Source organism: Bordetella ansorpii, assembly GCF_900078705.1.
Taxonomy (GTDB): domain Bacteria; phylum Pseudomonadota; class Gammaproteobacteria; order Burkholderiales; family Burkholderiaceae_B; genus Bordetella; species Bordetella ansorpii_A.
The window spans coordinates 56795-72004 of record NZ_FKIF01000008.1; the positions used below are offsets into that span (position 1 = coordinate 56795).

The 15210-nt window shown below is 68.0% G+C and carries 17 protein-coding genes; 8 read left to right on the forward strand and 9 right to left on the reverse strand.

The features are described from left to right. Nucleotides 1-41: 41 nt before the first annotated feature. Together A6745_RS20850 and mpl are read right to left on the reverse strand one after the other, a co-directional pair. On the reverse strand, nucleotides 42-665 hold the full coding sequence (locus A6745_RS20850; RefSeq protein ID WP_066131555.1) for a YqiA/YcfP family alpha/beta fold hydrolase: 624 nt from the start codon (nucleotides 663-665) through the stop codon (nucleotides 42-44). Then, nucleotides 662-2026, reverse strand: coding sequence for a UDP-N-acetylmuramate:L-alanyl-gamma-D-glutamyl-meso-diaminopimelate ligase (gene mpl / locus A6745_RS20855; RefSeq protein ID WP_066131557.1), 1365 nt, complete (start codon nucleotides 2024-2026; stop codon nucleotides 662-664). The genes A6745_RS20850 and mpl overlap by 4 nt, the downstream gene beginning before the upstream one ends. 75 nt (nucleotides 2027-2101) lie before the next feature. Between mpl and A6745_RS20860 the strand changes: the two genes are divergently transcribed. The 8 genes from A6745_RS20860 to A6745_RS20895 all read left to right on the forward strand — a co-directional run bounded on the left by A6745_RS20860 (nucleotide 2102) and on the right by A6745_RS20895 (nucleotide 9137). Next, nucleotides 2102-2620: a TlpA family protein disulfide reductase gene (locus A6745_RS20860; protein ID WP_066131559.1), complete on the forward strand. Its 519-nt coding sequence runs from the start codon at nucleotides 2102-2104 to the stop codon at nucleotides 2618-2620. A gap of 83 nt (nucleotides 2621-2703) precedes the next feature. Further along, a complete protein-coding gene (gene aroQ / locus A6745_RS20865; protein ID WP_066131562.1) occupies nucleotides 2704-3138 on the forward strand; it encodes a type II 3-dehydroquinate dehydratase in 435 nt (144 codons plus the stop codon). 88 nt (nucleotides 3139-3226) lie between these two features. After that, nucleotides 3227-3679, forward strand: coding sequence for an acetyl-CoA carboxylase biotin carboxyl carrier protein (gene accB / locus A6745_RS20870; RefSeq protein WP_066131564.1), 453 nt, complete (start codon nucleotides 3227-3229; stop codon nucleotides 3677-3679). 89 nt (nucleotides 3680-3768) lie between these two features. Next, nucleotides 3769-5115, forward strand: a complete 1347-nt coding sequence (accC, locus tag A6745_RS20875; protein WP_066131567.1) for an acetyl-CoA carboxylase biotin carboxylase subunit — start codon at nucleotides 3769-3771, stop codon at nucleotides 5113-5115. Nucleotides 5116-5185: 70 nt separating this feature from the next. Next, the gene (gene prmA, locus A6745_RS20880) at nucleotides 5186-6106 is read left to right on the forward strand and encodes a 50S ribosomal protein L11 methyltransferase (RefSeq protein ID WP_066131569.1); all 921 of its coding nucleotides are present in this window, start codon (nucleotides 5186-5188) and stop codon (nucleotides 6104-6106) included. Between the two features lie 12 nt (nucleotides 6107-6118). Further along, nucleotides 6119-7522: a DUF3426 domain-containing protein gene (locus A6745_RS20885; RefSeq protein WP_066131570.1), complete on the forward strand. Its 1404-nt coding sequence runs from the start codon at nucleotides 6119-6121 to the stop codon at nucleotides 7520-7522. An 11-nt stretch (nucleotides 7523-7533) separates the two neighbouring features. After that, the gene (locus A6745_RS20890) at nucleotides 7534-8475 is read left to right on the forward strand and encodes a carbohydrate kinase family protein (RefSeq protein WP_066131571.1); all 942 of its coding nucleotides are present in this window, start codon (nucleotides 7534-7536) and stop codon (nucleotides 8473-8475) included. Between the two features lie 188 nt (nucleotides 8476-8663). Next, entirely contained in the window at nucleotides 8664-9137 is a 474-nt protein-coding gene (locus tag A6745_RS20895; protein ID WP_407922746.1) for an outer membrane lipoprotein, read from the forward strand. 101 nt (nucleotides 9138-9238) lie between these two features. Here the strand turns inward: A6745_RS20895 and A6745_RS20900 are convergent, their stop codons facing one another. The 7 genes from A6745_RS20900 to A6745_RS20930 form a co-directional block, all read right to left on the reverse strand. Further along, entirely contained in the window at nucleotides 9239-9799 is a 561-nt protein-coding gene (locus A6745_RS20900) for a YggT family protein (RefSeq protein WP_066132295.1), read from the reverse strand. Nucleotides 9800-10245: 446 nt separating this feature from the next. After that, on the reverse strand, nucleotides 10246-10485 hold the full coding sequence (locus tag A6745_RS20905; RefSeq protein ID WP_066131576.1) for a DUF2274 domain-containing protein: 240 nt from the start codon (nucleotides 10483-10485) through the stop codon (nucleotides 10246-10248). Then, the gene (locus A6745_RS20910) at nucleotides 10482-11759 is read right to left on the reverse strand and encodes a TrbI/VirB10 family protein (RefSeq protein ID WP_066131578.1); all 1278 of its coding nucleotides are present in this window, start codon (nucleotides 11757-11759) and stop codon (nucleotides 10482-10484) included. Before A6745_RS20910 ends, A6745_RS20905 begins: the two co-directional genes overlap by 4 nt. A 2-nt stretch (nucleotides 11760-11761) precedes the next feature. Next, the gene (gene trbG, locus A6745_RS20915) at nucleotides 11762-12766 is read right to left on the reverse strand and encodes a P-type conjugative transfer protein TrbG (protein ID WP_066131579.1); all 1005 of its coding nucleotides are present in this window, start codon (nucleotides 12764-12766) and stop codon (nucleotides 11762-11764) included. Further along, complete coding sequence (gene trbF / locus A6745_RS20920; protein ID WP_066131581.1) at nucleotides 12763-13467, reverse strand: conjugal transfer protein TrbF; 705 nt, start codon at nucleotides 13465-13467, stop codon at nucleotides 12763-12765. Before trbF ends, trbG begins: the two co-directional genes overlap by 4 nt. Nucleotides 13468-13485: 18 nt before the next feature. Continuing rightward, complete coding sequence (trbL, locus tag A6745_RS20925) at nucleotides 13486-14868, reverse strand: P-type conjugative transfer protein TrbL (protein WP_066131582.1); 1383 nt, start codon at nucleotides 14866-14868, stop codon at nucleotides 13486-13488. Beyond that, nucleotides 14865-15209 (reverse strand): hypothetical protein, encoded by a 345-nt coding sequence (locus A6745_RS20930; RefSeq protein WP_066131584.1) that lies wholly within the window; start codon nucleotides 15207-15209, stop codon nucleotides 14865-14867. The genes trbL and A6745_RS20930 overlap by 4 nt, the downstream gene beginning before the upstream one ends. Nucleotide 15210 lies beyond the last annotated feature (1 nt).

Genomic DNA, 15210 nt, shown 5'->3' on the forward strand with positions numbered 1-15210 from the left:
GCCGCCGGCGGGCGGTGCGGCCAGCCGGAAACAGCGGGTTCTCAGTTTGATGTGGAGGCGCCCAGCGCGAAATCCAGCACCTCGGGCTGCCACTGCGCAAAATCGGACAGGCCATGGTCGCTGCCCTGGATGATACGCTGCCGGCAACCGGCAAAACGGTCGCGCATTTCGCGCCAGTCGAGCACTTCGTCGCCGGTGGCGGCCACGAGGAAATAACGCTCGAGGTGGCTGAGGACGGGAACCTCCATGTCCGCCAGTTCCTGCACGTACTGCGGCAGGAACACGAACGGCGCGTCCGAATGATACATGCGATGCTCGCCCACCTGCGTGGCCAGGTCGCGCGCCGCGTGCACCGCGGGGTTCAGCAGCACCGCCCGGCAATCCAGGCGCTCGGCCAGCCAGGTGGCGTAGTAGCCGCCCAGCGACGAGCCCACCACGGTCAGGTGGCGGGAGCTGGCCAGGCCCTGCAATTGCCGGTTGGCGATCTCCAGGATCAGGTCGCCGGCCTCGCGCGGGCTGGCCGGCAATTGCGGGCAGGCCCAGGACTGTGCCAGGCCGCGCGCCGCCATCTCCTGCGCCATCAGGCGCGCCTTGAATGAAGAAGGGGCCGATCGGAAGCCGTGCAGGTAGAGGATGGCGTGGCCGTGCATGGCGGGGGCGCTCATCGGGCCAGGGCGTCCAGCAGCTTGCCGTGCACGCCACCGAAGCCGCCGTTGCTCATCACGACCACGTGGTCGCCAGGGCGGGCCGACGACACCACGGCCGCCACCAGGGCGTCCAGGTCGTCGAAGCCGCTGGCGCGCTCGCCCAGTGGGGCCAGCACCACCGCCGGGTCCCAGCCCAGCGCCTGCTTGCCCTGCTTGGCGCCGAAGCAGAACACCAGATCGGCCTGTTGCAGCGAAGCCGGCAGGCGTTCGGCCATGGTGCCCAGCTTCATGGTGTTCGAGCGCGGCTCCAGCACCGCCAGGATGCGCGCCTGGCCCACTTGGCGGCGCAGGCCGTCCAGCGTGGTGGCGATGGCGGTGGGGTGATGCGCGAAATCGTCATACACCTTCACGCCGTTGGCCGTGCCGCGCAGCTCCATGCGGCGCTTCACGCCGCCGAAGCGCGACAGCGCCGCGATGCCGTCGGCGGCGGGCAGGCCGGCATGCTCGGCGGCCGCCAGCGCGGCCAGGGCGTTCATGCGGTTGTGCTCGCCGCCCAGCGTCCAGCGCACCGTGCCGCTATCCTGCCCATCGCGCAGCACGGCGAAGGCGCCGTTTGCGTCGGCCGGGCCGGCCCGCCAGGCCCCCTCTGCGCCGAAGCGTACCGTTTCCGACCAGCATCCGCGCGCCAGCACACGGTCCAGCGCCTCGCTGCCGGCGGGCACGACGATGCGGCCGCTGGCGGGAATGGTGCGCACCAGGTGATGGAATTGCGTTTCGATGGCCGCCAGATCCGGGAAGATGTCCGCGTGATCGTATTCCAGGTTGTTCAGGATGGCGGTGCGCGGGCGGTAGTGCACGAATTTCGACCGCTTGTCGAAGAAAGCCGTGTCGTATTCGTCGGCTTCGATGACGAAGGTGTCCACCCGGGGATCGAAGCGTGCCGACACTTCCAGGTCGGGGGCGATGCCGCCGATCAGGAAATTGGGGCGGCGGTCGCTGGCTTCGAGGATCCACGCCAGCATCGAGCTGGTGGTGGTCTTGCCATGCGTGCCCGCCACGGCCAGCACGTGCTGGCCCGGCAGGACGTGGTCGCCCAGCCACTGCGGGCCGGACACGTAGCGCGCGCCGCTGTCCAGGATGGCTTCCATCAGCGGATTGCCGCGGCTGACGACGTTGCCGATCACGAACAGGTCGGGCGCGAGCGCCAGTTGATCCGCGCCGAAGCCCTCGATCAGTTCGATGCCCTGTTCGGACAGTTGGGTGCTCATGGGGGGATAGACACCGGCGTCGCAGCCGGTGACCTTGTGGCCGGCCGCGCGCGCGATCAGCGCCAGCCCGCCCATGAACGTGCCGCAAATACCAAGAATGTGCAGATGCATGGGAGATCTCCTGGCGGCATTGTAGAGGGCGCCGCGTTCCCCCGCGCGGGAGCGCTTGCGGTTATGATTCGGCCCATGAATCGCCGTCTCTTCCTGCATGCGGGCGCCGCCGCGGCCATGGCCGCCGCCTATGCGCGCCGGGTGCACGCCGCCCCGGAATCCGCCGTCCCGCCCGATGCGGTCAAGGCCCTGTCCGACATGGCCTTGCCGGATCTGGACGGGCGCACGCGCAAGCTGTCCGACTGGCGCGGCCGCCCGATGGTGGTCAATTTCTGGGCGACGTGGTGCGCGCCCTGCGTGAAAGAGATGCCCGAGCTCGACGCCATGCAGAAAAGCCACCCCAAGGTGCAGTTCATTGGCATCGGCGTGGATAAGGCGGACAACATCCGCAAATTCCTGGCCAAGGTGCCCGTTTCCTATCCGCTGGTGGTCATGGGCGCGAATGCCATCGACACGTTGCGCAAGCTCGGCAATCCGGCCGGCGGCCTGCCGTTTACGCTCGTTTTCAATGCAGATGGCACCGTGAACCGCAAGATCCTGGGCCAGATCGACGCAGCCGACCTCGAACGCAGCGTGGCCCGCCTGGCCGGTTGATGACAGGCAGCTTGCAAAAATACGGCGATTTGGCGTAAAAAGTCGCTTTATCTATACTTTTTGCCGACGTTCATAGCAAATCCATGGCGCGACGCATTCTCGTATTGCACGGCCCCAACCTGAATCTGCTCGGCACGCGCGAACCCGGTATCTACGGCAGCCGCACGCTGGCGCAGATCGATGCCGGTTTGGCTGACGTGGCCGCGGAACTGAACGTGACGCTGGCGTCGTGGCAAAGCAACCACGAAGGGGCGCTGGTCGATCGCATCCAGGCCGCGGGCACGGACGGCACGGATTTCATCATCATCAATGCCGGCGCCTATACGCACACCAGCGTGGCGATTCGCGATGCACTGGCCGGCGTGGCGATTCCGTTCGTTGAAGTACATTTGTCCAACCTGTTCAAGCGCGAACCCTTCCGTCACCACTCGTACCTGTCCGACATCGCCGTCGGACTGATCAGCGGCCTCGGGCCCGATGGCTACGAAGCCGCGTTGCGCTACGCGGTCCGCCACTGACCGGCGACGCATTTTTCCAATTTCCAGCACATGGCGCAGACCCGTACCGGGGGCGCCGCCAACAAATTAATCGGGAAGCAGCTTCATTATGGACCTCCGAAAACTCAAGACCCTGATCGACCTGGTGGCGGAATCGGGCATTGCCGAACTCGAAATCACCGAGGGCGAGGGCAAGGTTCGCATCGTCAAGTTCTCGCAGACCCTGCAGCCGGTGGCTTACCACGCGCCTGAAGCCGCCCCGGCCCCGGCCGCCGGCGCCGCGCCCGCCGCCGCGCCCGCTGCCCCCGCCGCGCCGGCCCCCGTCCAGGGGCACGTCGTCAAGGCGCCGATGGTCGGCACGTTCTACCGCTCGCCCAATCCGGGCGCCGCCCCGTTCATCGACGTGGGCCAGTCGGTCAAGGAAGGCGATCCGCTGTGCATCATCGAAGCGATGAAGCTGCTCAACGAGATCGAGGCCGACAAGGCCGGCGTCATCAAGGAAATCCTGGTCGAGAACGGCGAACCGGTCGAATACGGCCAACCGCTGTTCGTCATCGGCTAGATGAATCCCCCCTACGCGCTTTGCGTGCCCCCGAGAGGGCCCATTTCACGTGTCGTAGGTCGTGCTAAGCACGGTGGAGCAACTGATATATGTTCGAAAAAATCCTGATCGCCAATCGCGGCGAGATCGCCTTGCGCATTCAGCGCGCCTGCCGCGAGCTGGGCATCAAAACCGTGGTCGTGCACTCCGAGGCCGACCGCGATGCCAAGTACGTGCGCCTGGCCGATGAATCCGTGTGTATCGGGCCCGCGCCGTCGCGCGAGAGCTACCTCAACATGCCGGCCATCATATCGGCCGCCGAGGTGACCGATTCCGAGGCGATCCACCCGGGTTATGGCTTCCTGTCCGAGAACGCCGATTTCGCCGACCGCGTCGAGAAAAGCGGCTTCGTCTTCATCGGCCCGCGTCCCGAGACCATCCGCCTGATGGGCGACAAGGTCAGCGCCAAGCACGCCATGATCGAAGCCGGCGTGCCGGTGGTGCCGGGCTCGGCGGGCGCGCTGCCCGAGGATCCGCAGGAGATCCTGCGCGTGGCGCGTGAAGTGGGCTATCCGGTCATCATCAAGGCGGCGGGCGGCGGCGGTGGCCGCGGCATGCGCGTGGTGTATACCGAGGCCGCCCTGCTGAACGCCGTCAACATGACGCGTTCCGAGGCGGGCGCCGCGTTCAACAATCCCGAGGTGTATCTCGAGAAGTTCCTCGAGAACCCGCGCCACGTCGAGATCCAGGTGCTGGCCGACGGCGGCCGCAACGCCGTGTGGCTGGGCGAACGCGATTGCTCCATGCAGCGCCGCCACCAGAAGGTCATCGAGGAAGCGCCGGCTCCCGGCATCACGCGCCGCCTGATCGAGCGCATCGGCGAGCGTTGCGCCGACGCCTGCCGCAAGATGGGCTACCGCGGCGCGGGCACGTTCGAGTTCCTGTACGAGAACGGCGAGTTCTACTTCATCGAGATGAACACGCGTATCCAGGTCGAGCACCCGGTGACCGAACTGATCACCGGCATCGACCTGGTCCAGCAGCAGATCCTGATCGCCGCCGGCGAGAAATTCGCGCTGCGCCAGCGCGACATCGTGTTCAAGGGCCACGCCATCGAGTGCCGCATCAACGCGGAGGATCCGTTCCGCTTCGTGCCCAGCCCCGGCCGCATCACCAACTGGCATACGCCGGGCGGCCCGGGCGTGCGCATCGATTCGCACGCGTTCAACGGCTACTTCGTGCCGCCCAACTACGACTCGATGATCGCCAAGGTCATCACGTACGGCGACACCCGCGAACAGGCGCTGGCGCGCATGCGCACGGCCCTGTCCGAAATGGTGGTCGAAGGCATCTCGACCAACATCCCGCTGCACCGCGAGTTGATGCAGGACGCCCGCTTCATCGAAGGCGGCACCAGCATCCACTATCTGGAAAACAAGCTGGCCCAGCGTCCCTGACACGGACGGGCCGGGCCACCCCGCACGGGTGGCCCGGCGGCTTTCACCGAATCACAAACAGGCTTCCACCATGCGTGAACTCGTGCTCCACTGCCTCGAGGCGCAGGCCGAGGTACTGTCCGATGCCCTGCTCGAAGCCGGTGCGCTGTCGGTGTCCGTCGAGGACGCCGACTTCGGCACCGACTGCGAACGGCCGCTGTTCGGCGAGCCCGGCACCGAGCCCGATGTGCAGGCCTGGGACCGCAACCGCGTCGTCGCCCTGCTGCCCGATGGCGCCGATCCCGCCCAGTTGCTGGAAGAGGCCCTGGCCGAAGCCGGCCTGAACGCCGAAGCGGCCCAGGACTGGTCGCTGCGCGACGTGCCGGACGCCGACTGGGTGCGCCTGACGCAATCGCAGTTCGCGCCCATCCAGATCGCCGAGCGTCTGTGGATCGTGCCCAGCTGGCACCGCGACGATCCCACCGTCACCACCCATGAGGCTGGCGCAGAGGACGCCATCCACATCGAACTCGATCCCGGCCTGGCGTTCGGCACCGGCAGCCATCCCACCACGCATCTGTGCCTGGCCTGGCTCGAGGCCGAGTTGCCCCCGGGCGCCCCGATGCTGGATTACGGCTGCGGCTCGGGCATCCTGGCGATCGCCGCGCGCAAGCTCGGGTCCGGTCCGGTCACGGCCGTGGACATCGACCCGCAGGCCGTGCAGTCCAGCGCCGACAACGCCCGGATCAACGGCGTCGAACTCGACGCCATGCTGCCCGACGGGCTGCGGGAGGGCACGTTCCAGGTCGTCGTGGCCAACATCCTGTCCAACCCGCTGAAGGTGCTGGCGCCCATGCTGGCCGCGCGCGTCGCGCCGGGCGGCGACCTGGTGCTGTCCGGCGTGCTCGAGCGGCAGGCCGAGGACGTGGCAGCCGCCTACGCACCGTGGCTGAAGATGTCCGTCTGGCGCGAGCGCGACGGCTGGGTGTGCCTGCACGGCCGCCGCGACTGAGCCTTTCCCGCCATGCCGATCACCCGCTGCCCGCAATGCCACACCGCTTTCAGGGTGGTGGCCGACCAACTGCGCGTGCGCAATGGACTGGTGCGTTGCGGCGTGTGTTCCACGGTGTTCGATGGCCGGGCGTCTCTCGAGAGCGAGCAGGCTCCCGTGGCGCCGCCTCCACCGATGTCGCCCTTCGCGGCCGCGCCCGCGGCGCCTGAGTTGCCCGCCGCGGCGGCCCCGGCGGCCCCGGCGGCGCCGCCCGCCGTGCTGCGTGGCCGTGCGCGGATGGGCGAGGGCGGGGCCGGGCAAGCGCCGGCGGAGGCGGTTGCCGCGCGGCAGGATGTCCCATTGCATGGCCGCGATGTCGAGCCGCCCATTTCGCCGTTCGCGCCCCCTGCGCCTGCTCCCGTCATCCGCGCACGCGATGACGGCGGATTTCCCGCCTGGCCAGACCGCGGCGTGCGCGCCGAGCCCGCCGTGGGCCGGCGCGATCAACGTATCGTGGCCGAGACGCCATCGGTATTGCGAGGGCGCGCCGATCGCCGCCAGGAGCCCGCTTTCGGCGCAGCGCATCCCTCCATTCCGGCGGAAGGCGATGACGACGATGACCGGGCCGACGAATCCCGCTGGTCCGCCGCGCCTTCGTCGGGCATGGGCCGGCCGGCTGGATTCCCTGCCGAGGCGGATCACGGCGATGATCCCCCCTGGCACGCCGAACCTGCGGCGCGCTCCCGTGAACCGGTCCGTTCGTCCGCGCGCGCCGAGCCAGGCCGCAACGAGCCTGGCCTGCGCCACGACGATGAAGACGGCATCGATGGCGCCCCGGCCGATGTCATCTACGGCGACGCCCGCACCCGCTATTCCAGCGCCACCGACAGCGGCCGGGCGCCGCCCGAGTTCCTGGATCAGGACCGCATCGATTCGCACCGCACCTGGCGCCGCCTGTGGACCTGGGCCTGCCTGCTGGGCCTGCTGGCGCTGGGCGCGCAACTGGTCTTCGCCTACCGCACCTCGATCGCCATCGCCGCGCCCGCGCTGCGGCCGGCGCTGACGGCCCTGTGCCAGGCCGCCGGCTGCACGGTGGGCTACGCGCGCCGCATCGAACGCATCTCGATCGTGTCCTCGTCGCTGCGCCCGCCCTCCGGCGCCGCGGCGCAGGCGGCCGACGATGGCCGCTCGCGCCTGGTGCTGACGGTGGTGCTGCGCAACCGCTACGACAAGGAACAGCACTGGCCCGCCCTGATGCTGGACCTGACCGATCTGTCCGATACCGTGGTGGCCCGCAAGGCCATCCTGCCCGAAGCCTATCTGCCCGCCGGCACCAAGGGGCCGCTGGGTCCGGGCGCCGAAATTACCCTGACCGTGCCCATCCAGGTGGCGGGGCTGCAGGTCAATGGTTACCAACTCGATAAATTCTTTCCGTGAAGGATGAAAGCATGACTGCTCCCGTATTGATCTGCGGTTCGATGGCGTTCGATTCGATCGCCGTGTTCGAGGGGCGTTTCAGCGAGCACATCCTGCCCGATCGCATCCAGTCGCTGAGCGTGTCCTTCCTGGTACCCACCATGCGCAAGGAATACGGCGGCTGCGCGGGCAACATCGCCTACAACCTGAAACTGCTGGGCGGCGCGCCCGTGCCGGTGGCCACCGTCGGCGAAGATGCCGGCGAGTACCTCGAACGCCTGGCCGGCCTGGGCATCGACGTCTCGCGCGTGCGGGTCATGCCGGACACCTACACGGCCCAATGCTTCATCACCACCGACCTGGACGACAATCAGATCACCGCCTTCCACCCGGGCGCGATGTCGCTGTCGGCGCAGAACGACCTGAGCGACGCCGAGGCCGCCTGGGGCGTGGTCGCGCCGGACGCCAAGGACGGCATGTTCGCCCACGCCGAACGCCTGCACCGCAAGGGCATTCCCTTCGTCTTCGATCTGGGCCAGGCCATGCCGCTGTTCGCCGGGGAAGACATCACGCGCATGCTGGGCCTGGCCCAGGTGCTGACCGCCAACGACTACGAAGCGGGCGTGATCGAGCAGCGCACCGGCCGCAGCCTGGCCGACATCGCCAGCGGCCTGCGGGCCGTGGTGGTGACGCGCGGCGCCCAGGGCGCCACGCTGCTGACCGGCGGCGAAACCATCGAGATCCCGCCCGTGAAGGCCGAAGCCGTCGTCGACCCGACCGGTTGCGGCGATGCCCACCGCGGTGGCCTGCTGTACGGCCTGACCAGCGGCATGAACTGGCTGGACAGCGCCCGCCTGGCCAACGTGATGGGCGCCATCAAGGTCGCCTCGCGTGGGCCGCAGAACCACACGCCGTCGCGCCCGCAGATCGATGCGCAACTGCGCGCCGCCTACGGCATCGGCCTGCCGGCCTGATTGCCGGCCCGATGAGGCGTTTGGACGGCCTCATCGGGAACCGAATCTCTCGTGGGGGCGTCAATCACCTGTTGCACCCTGTTTCTCGGCGGAAGGCAATCCGCCGTGGGCAGAGGTATCATGAGTCACTGCCGCCTAGTTCCCCACGAGGAGCCCCAATGACAAGCGCTATCACCCTTTCCAAGACCATGCCTCGCGCCAGCCGTTGGCTCGCCATCGCCGCCATCGCCACTTCCGTGGCCACGCTCGCCGGTTGCGCCAACCCCAGTGCTTCCAGCGGCGTCTATTCCTACGGCCAAGCCCAGCGCGAACAGATCGTACGCACCGGCACTGTCGTGGGCGTGCGTCCCATCACCATTCAAGAAGACCGCTCCAGCGGCGTCGGCCTGATCGGCGGTGCTGCCCTGGGTGGTGTGGCTGGCAACGCCATCGGCGGCGGCTCGGGCCGGGCCATCGCCACGGTCGGCGGCGCCCTGTTGGGCGCCCTGGCCGGCAACGCGGTCGAGAACCGTGTCGGCCGCAACTCCGGCCTGGAAATCACCGTGCGCCTGGACAACGGTGAAACCCGCGTCGTGGCGCAGGAGGCCGACCAGCCGATCAGCGTTGGCCAGCGCGTGCAGGTCATCAGCGGCGCCGGCCCCACGCGTGTGGCGCCGATGTAAAAACTGCAACGCCGTTTTTTCGCCATACCGCCAGCCCGCCCTGGGCCGACCCCCGAAAGTTGGATGCCCAACCTTCGGGGGTTTTTGCGTGGCGGCAGGGTCTACACGCCCATCATGCTGTAGGTCAGCCGCGCCAGCACCATCAGCAGCACCTGCGCCAGCACCAGCAGCACCAGCGGCGAGAAGTCGATGCCGGTGCGCGGCAGGATCTGGCGGATGGGGTCCAGCAGCGGGGCGGTCAGCGTCTGCAGCAGAGGCATCAGCGGCGCCATCGGATTGACCCATGACAGCACGGCCTGGATCAACGTCAACCAGACGATCAGGTTCAGCGCCCATTTCAGCGACATCAGCAGGGCCGAGCCCGCGGTGGCCGGCAGCAAGGCCAGGGGCACCAGCGAGCCCACCGTGACCAGCCACATCAGCACCATATAGACCAGCGCGGTCAGCCACACGCCGACCAGGCTGGCCCAGTCGATCTTGCCGGTGGACGGCAGCAGCTTGCGCAGCGGCGCCACCAGCCAGTTCGTGCCCTGGTAGACGGCGCGCGCCATCGGGTTGAACGGGTGCAGGCGGACCGCGTGGATCCAGGCGCGCAGGATGAGCGCCGCGCCGAACAGCGTGAAGAGGATTTCGAGCAGAAAGCGGAGGATGTCGCCGAACATGAACGGTGTGCCGTAGGTGTCTTGGGGCCAGCCCTCGCGGGCGCCGGCCAAACGATAATTTGTTCGATTGTCGCACGCCCGGATGTAAAAGAAAGCCGGGGGCTTTCCGCTTGTTGCCGCCGCGGGCGCCTCGCATTCGATGCGGGTCTGGCATGAACGCGCCCATGAAAAATGTCCGCTGTCAAGTCTTTGATGCAGGCAGGCAGCGACGCGAAAGGTCTTACGGGGCAACAGGTTAGGCCAGTTTTCGGCCATCGAGTGCTCTTGCTGCTTTTCTGGCTAGGTGCCGCATAGGCGCTTCGCGGTAGCAAGCCCAGGGGCGGCGCAGCGGGCAAGGTCGCACTGTCATCATAGCCGTGGCTTGTCGCAAGCGGCCTCTCAAAGCGAAAGCGCAGCCGGTGGGCTGCTCTTTCATTTTCGGGCGGATGGTGGATGCGTCCGCATCGTCAACTCGGCTTCGGCGGCGCCTTGCCCGCGCCCCCCTTCCTGAATCCCCGATCCCCAGCCATGAACGCCTCCAGCATGTGCGGGATCAGCGTCACGGCATCGACCGCCTCGCCATACGCCTGCGCGTGCAGCGCGGCGTAGTGGTCGAGGTCGGCTTTCAGGCTGGCCGGGCAGGCAAAGGTCAGCTTCGTGGATTCGGTTTTCGGCAGCGGCCCGAGCCGCAGCTTGCGCGTCGTCATCGTGAAGTCCCCTTGTTGAAGAACAACGGCTGGTAGGGCCGCAGCACCAGATCGCGGTTGGCGATGATGCGAACCGGCAGGCCCGGCCGCTCGGTCAGCGTCGGCTGGATGTTCATGTTGCGCCGGGTCATCTCCTGGCCGACCTGATTGATGCTGTCCTGCGCGCTGTCGCGGCCGGCGATGATGATGCGGTCGCCGTCTTGGCGGTTCTCCGGCGCGGCCAGCTCGGCGCCGACGCCCAGCAGCGTAGTCAACGCTGCGCCGGCGAAGATGCGGCCCCAGTGGTAGTCCACGTCGTCTTCCAGTCCGGCATAGCCGGCCGGGTCGGCTCCGACCAGGTTGTCGAGCGTCAGCGAAGACGTGTCGGGCAGGATGATCCGGTTCCACACCACCTGCACGCGACTCTGCCCGTAACTGACTTGGCTGTTGTAGCGCCCGAGGATGCGCGAACCCTGCGGGATCAGCAGGAACTTGCCCGTAGCCGTGTCATAGACCGGCTCCGTCACCGTGGCGATCACGTCGCCCGGCAGATCGGACTTGATGCCCGTCACCAAGGCACCTGCGACCACTGTTCCGGCCATGACCTGATACGGCGAAGCCGGCAGGGTCAGATTGCCGGAATTACGGGTTTCCGTGGTTCCGGCTTTCTGGAAAGCCTCTTTCTGTTCTTGCCGGTTCTGTACGGCGGTCGGGTCGGCAGGCTGGGCCGCCGTCGAGGCCGGGCCAGCCGCCAGCGGGTCGAACGCCGCATTGGCGGCGAAGCCCGGCGCAGCGGCCACCTGCGTCTGCGCCACCGGCGCGGCCTGCGACCCTGAGCGGAAGAACACCGATGATGCCGCCGCCGCTTCCGCCTCCTTGCGCAGCGCATCGTTGGGATCATGGCCGGGGGCCGCATAGGCGGCCGTCACTGGCTGCTGCGACTTCACGATGGCCGGGCCAAGATCGCCCGGCAGCGGCGGCCCCAGCTCCGGCACGGATGCTGGCAAAGGGGGCGGCAGCTTCGAGTAGTCGGCCGGCAGCGCGTCCAGCCCTTCCGACTTGGAGACGCGATCGACGTTGTAAAGCTCGGTCTGCCCCGTGGCACCGCGCCGCTGCGGTTGCAGCGACCACATCAGCGCGCCGAGCACGGCGACCGACAGGGTGCCTGCGAGGATGGCCAGCGTGCGCCGGTTCAGGCGCGTGACCGGGCGCGGCTGTGCGCGCAGCGCCACCGCCTCGGGCGCGAGCTTGCCCGCCTGCGGCGTGGCGAGGTCGGGAGTGTCATCCTGGCTCATTGTCAGTTCCTCCGCGCCACGCCATCCGTGCGTTCGATCCGCACCACGTCGCCACCATCACCGCCCAGGCGCAGTTCGGCAGCGCCGAACAGCCGATCCACGATGTAGTACGGCGAGCGGAAACGGTAGTTCACCAGTTGCCCGTCGCCCTGCGCGCCGATGACGAACAGCGGCGGCAGCTCGCCTTGCGCGATGCCCGGCGGGAACTGGATATAGACCTTCTCTCCATCATCAAAGGCGCGCAGCGGCTTCCACGGCGGGTTGCTGCCCGATACCGCGTAGCGGAAACGGATCTTCTCCAGCGACAAGCCGGTATCGACCGGCGCAGCGGCGCTGGCCGCCTGCGCCTGGCGCTGCAAGGCCAGCATCCGGTCTTTCGGGTAATCCCAGGACACCGAAGCCATCCATGCGCGCTCGGTCGAGGTCAGCTCCAGCAGGTATGTCCTGCGACTGGTAGTGATAACCAAGTTCGTCTTGAGGCCGGAACGGATGGGCTTGACCAGCACATTGACGCGCAGCGCCTCGCCGCTGCCGCTGGATGTGTCGCCCACAATCCACCGGACGGTATCGCCAGCGGCCACGGTGACAAGTTCCTCGCCCGGCTGGAGCGAAACCACGGTCACGCGCCCCGGCGCGGCATAGACCTGATACAGCGCGCCGTCCGTGAAAGGCCACACCTGAATCGCATTGACGTAGCCCTCGCGCGTGGGTGCGATGCGCGCCTCCGCGTTAGCACGCGAAACGCGCGCCTTCTCATCGGCCGGCTCCGGCGCAGCCGGGACTGTATCGACCTCCGGCAGCGGCTTCAACTGCGCAGGCAGCGCCAGCGGCTCGGGCACGGTGACGACTTCGACCGGCTTGGGCGGTTCGGGCAACGGCTGCGCCTGCACCGGCTCATCGAGCGAGATGGTCGGCGGCGGCTTGCCCTGCGAGGCGCAGCCCAGCAATGACGACGTGGTGGCTGCGAACATCAGCACGAAAGCATAAAAGCGGAAAGGCAGGTTCATGGCTTGGCTCCTTCGGAAGAATCCAGTTCGCGGCTCCACGACAGGCCGTTGACGTAGATCCCCAGCGGGTTCTTGCGCAGGCGCTGTTCGGTGCGCGGGGTTTGCAGGACGGTTGAAAGCACCGCGTTCCAGCGTTCGGTGCCAGCGGGTGCGCCATTGACGAACCGCTGTTCCGTCCAGCGGACGTTGAACGAGGCATCGCTCGCGCGCGTGACGCTGGTGATCTGCACCGTCACCGATTCGCGGCCGACACGGGCGAACGGATCGTTCTTGCTCGCGTAGTCGTTGAGCACGGCCGCGCCCTTGTCGGTGGTGTAGTCGTAGGCATCGAGCCAGTTCTGCCGCACCACGATGGGGTCGATGGACAGCGAGCGCACCAGCGTCACGAACCGCGCCAGGTGATGCGCAATCTGCGCATCGGCGGGCCGGTACGGCGTCGCCGCCTCGCCCACGGAGCGCACCTGCCCCGACTGATCGACCTCGATGACATAGGGCGTGACGATGGACTGTGCCGAGCGCCACACCAGGCCGCCGGCCATCAGCAGCGCAAGCACCAGGCAGCCGAAGGCCATGAAACGCCAGTTCTTGGCCTGGACGCGGGCCGAGCCGATGCGGTCGTCCCACACCTGCGCAGCGGATTGATATGGGGTGGCAGGCTGCGGCGTATCGGCGTAGCGCACCTGCGGTCGTTTGAATCGCATGGGTGTTCTCCTTGAGGGTCAGGTATCGGAATCACGCAGGCTCGGGCCTTGGCCCGAGCCGCCACCGTCGCCACCGCGCAGCGTGTGGGCGGCGGTGGTCGCGGCATGGGTGATTTGCTGGCGGCGGTGCATCCGCTTGGCCCAGGCGGGTTGCTCTTGCTTGGGCGCGCTGGCGGCGCCGTCCGCGCCTTCGCCTGCGGCGGCCTGGCCGGAACCGGCAGCGCCGGCGCCGGCATCGGTGCCGTTCCAGCCAGCTCGGAAGGAATCGGCCACCTTCTGCCCGGCAGCGGAAGCGCCGGACGCAGCGCGGCGGCCTGCGGCCTGCGCGCCGGTCTTGGCGACATTGCCGAGGCCAGCCACCGCGCCCTTGGCCCCGCCGCCGGCAGCGGCGGAACCGGCCTGGAATGCGGACTTGGCGCTGCTGGCCGCCGACGTGGCGGCGCGTGCGCCACTGCCGGCCAGCTTGGCGGCGGCCGGGGCCATGCGTGCGCCCGCCATGACGGCACCGCCCACGCCGGTCGCGGCGGCACCAATGGCAACACCTGTGCCGACCGCGCCGACGGCTGCGCCGGCCATCGCGCCCGCGCCGAGCTGCGGCGCACCGGACACCAGGCCCGTGGCGATGCCGGGGCCGAAGATGCCCAGCGCCAGCAACGCGAGCGAGGCCAGCATCACGACCAGCGCGTGGTCGATGGAAGGATCGTCGGGATGAACCTGGAACTCCGCGAACAGGCCCGAGCCGATGCCGACGATGACGGCCAGCACCAAGACCTTGATGCCCGACGACACCACATTGCCGAGCACCTTTTCCGCGAGGAACGAGGTCTTGTTCCAGAGTGCAAACGGGATCAAGACGAAACCGGCGAGCGTGGTCAGCTTGAATTCGATCAGCGTGATGAAAAGCTGCACCGCCAGCACGAAGAAGCAGAGGATCACCACCAGCCAGGCCAGGAACAGCACCACGATGGGGTCGAGGTTCACGAACACTTCGGGAAAGCCCGCAAGGTCGCCGATCTGCTCAAGAATCGGCGCCCCAGCGTCGATGCCAGTCTTCGCCAGTCGGCCGGGCTTCAAGAAGTTCTCCATCGTGATGGCCGAGCCGGTGGCCGTCAGGCCCAGGCCGGCGAACGACCGGAACACGATGCCGGCCAGCCAGTTGAAGTTGTTGATGATGTAGGCGAAGGCACCGACGTAGAGCACCTTGCGCAACAGCTTGGCAATCACGTCCTCGCCCTGGCCGGTGGCATGGCTCATGGCCCAGTACAGGCCGGCAATCGTCATGTCGATGACGATCAGCGTGGCCGTCAGGAATGCCACCTCGCCATGCAGCAACCCGAAACCCGAGTCGATGTAGCGCGAGAAGGTATCGAGGAAACGGTCAATGATGGTCACGTCGTTCATGGCGTGTCCTCCGTAGCCGAGAGCGGTGCATCGCCAGCCTCATCGGTGGGAGTGTCGAAGCTCGCCGGGATCGGTGGCAGGTCGGCCAGCGTCCGGTATTCGTCCGGCCCGGTCTGGCCGGCGAAGAACCGCCGCCGGAAGGCTTCGGCGGCGGCGCGGCAGGCGTCTTCGCCCGCGGCTTGCCGGTCGGTTGCGCATTGGGCGCGCAGCGCCTTGAGCCGCACGGGATCGGCGGCCAAGGTGGCGGCCAGGTCTTCAGCCCTTTGTTGGTCGGACGACTGGCCGCAAGCGGTCAGCAGCACGGCCAGCAGCGAAACCGACAGAACGGGAACGCATCGCATG

Coding starts and splice junctions, on each gene's coding strand:
- aroQ (WP_066131562.1), top strand. CDS start 2,704: ATGGCGCGACGCATTCTCGTATTGCACGGCCCCAACCTGAATCTGCTC.
- trbF (WP_066131581.1), bottom strand. CDS start 13,467: ATGCGATTCAAACGACCGCAGGTGCGCTACGCCGATACGCCGCAGCCT.
- A6745_RS20900 (WP_066132295.1), bottom strand. CDS start 9,799: ATGTTCGGCGACATCCTCCGCTTTCTGCTCGAAATCCTCTTCACGCTG.
- prmA (WP_066131569.1), top strand. CDS start 5,186: ATGCGTGAACTCGTGCTCCACTGCCTCGAGGCGCAGGCCGAGGTACTG.
- mpl (WP_066131557.1), bottom strand. CDS start 2,026: ATGCATCTGCACATTCTTGGTATTTGCGGCACGTTCATGGGCGGGCTG.
- A6745_RS20885 (WP_066131570.1), top strand. CDS start 6,119: ATGCCGATCACCCGCTGCCCGCAATGCCACACCGCTTTCAGGGTGGTG.
- trbL (WP_066131582.1), bottom strand. CDS start 14,868: ATGAACGACGTGACCATCATTGACCGTTTCCTCGATACCTTCTCGCGC.
- A6745_RS20905 (WP_066131576.1), bottom strand. CDS start 10,485: ATGACGACGCGCAAGCTGCGGCTCGGGCCGCTGCCGAAAACCGAATCC.
- A6745_RS20850 (WP_066131555.1), bottom strand. CDS start 665: ATGAGCGCCCCCGCCATGCACGGCCACGCCATCCTCTACCTGCACGGC.
- accC (WP_066131567.1), top strand. CDS start 3,769: ATGTTCGAAAAAATCCTGATCGCCAATCGCGGCGAGATCGCCTTGCGC.
- A6745_RS20890 (WP_066131571.1), top strand. CDS start 7,534: ATGACTGCTCCCGTATTGATCTGCGGTTCGATGGCGTTCGATTCGATC.
- A6745_RS20860 (WP_066131559.1), top strand. CDS start 2,102: ATGAATCGCCGTCTCTTCCTGCATGCGGGCGCCGCCGCGGCCATGGCC.
- A6745_RS20895 (WP_407922746.1), top strand. CDS start 8,664: ATGCCTCGCGCCAGCCGTTGGCTCGCCATCGCCGCCATCGCCACTTCC.
- accB (WP_066131564.1), top strand. CDS start 3,227: ATGGACCTCCGAAAACTCAAGACCCTGATCGACCTGGTGGCGGAATCG.
- A6745_RS20910 (WP_066131578.1), bottom strand. CDS start 11,759: ATGAGCCAGGATGACACTCCCGACCTCGCCACGCCGCAGGCGGGCAAG.
- trbG (WP_066131579.1), bottom strand. CDS start 12,766: ATGAACCTGCCTTTCCGCTTTTATGCTTTCGTGCTGATGTTCGCAGCC.
- A6745_RS20930 (WP_066131584.1), bottom strand. CDS start 15,209: ATGCGATGCGTTCCCGTTCTGTCGGTTTCGCTGCTGGCCGTGCTGCTG.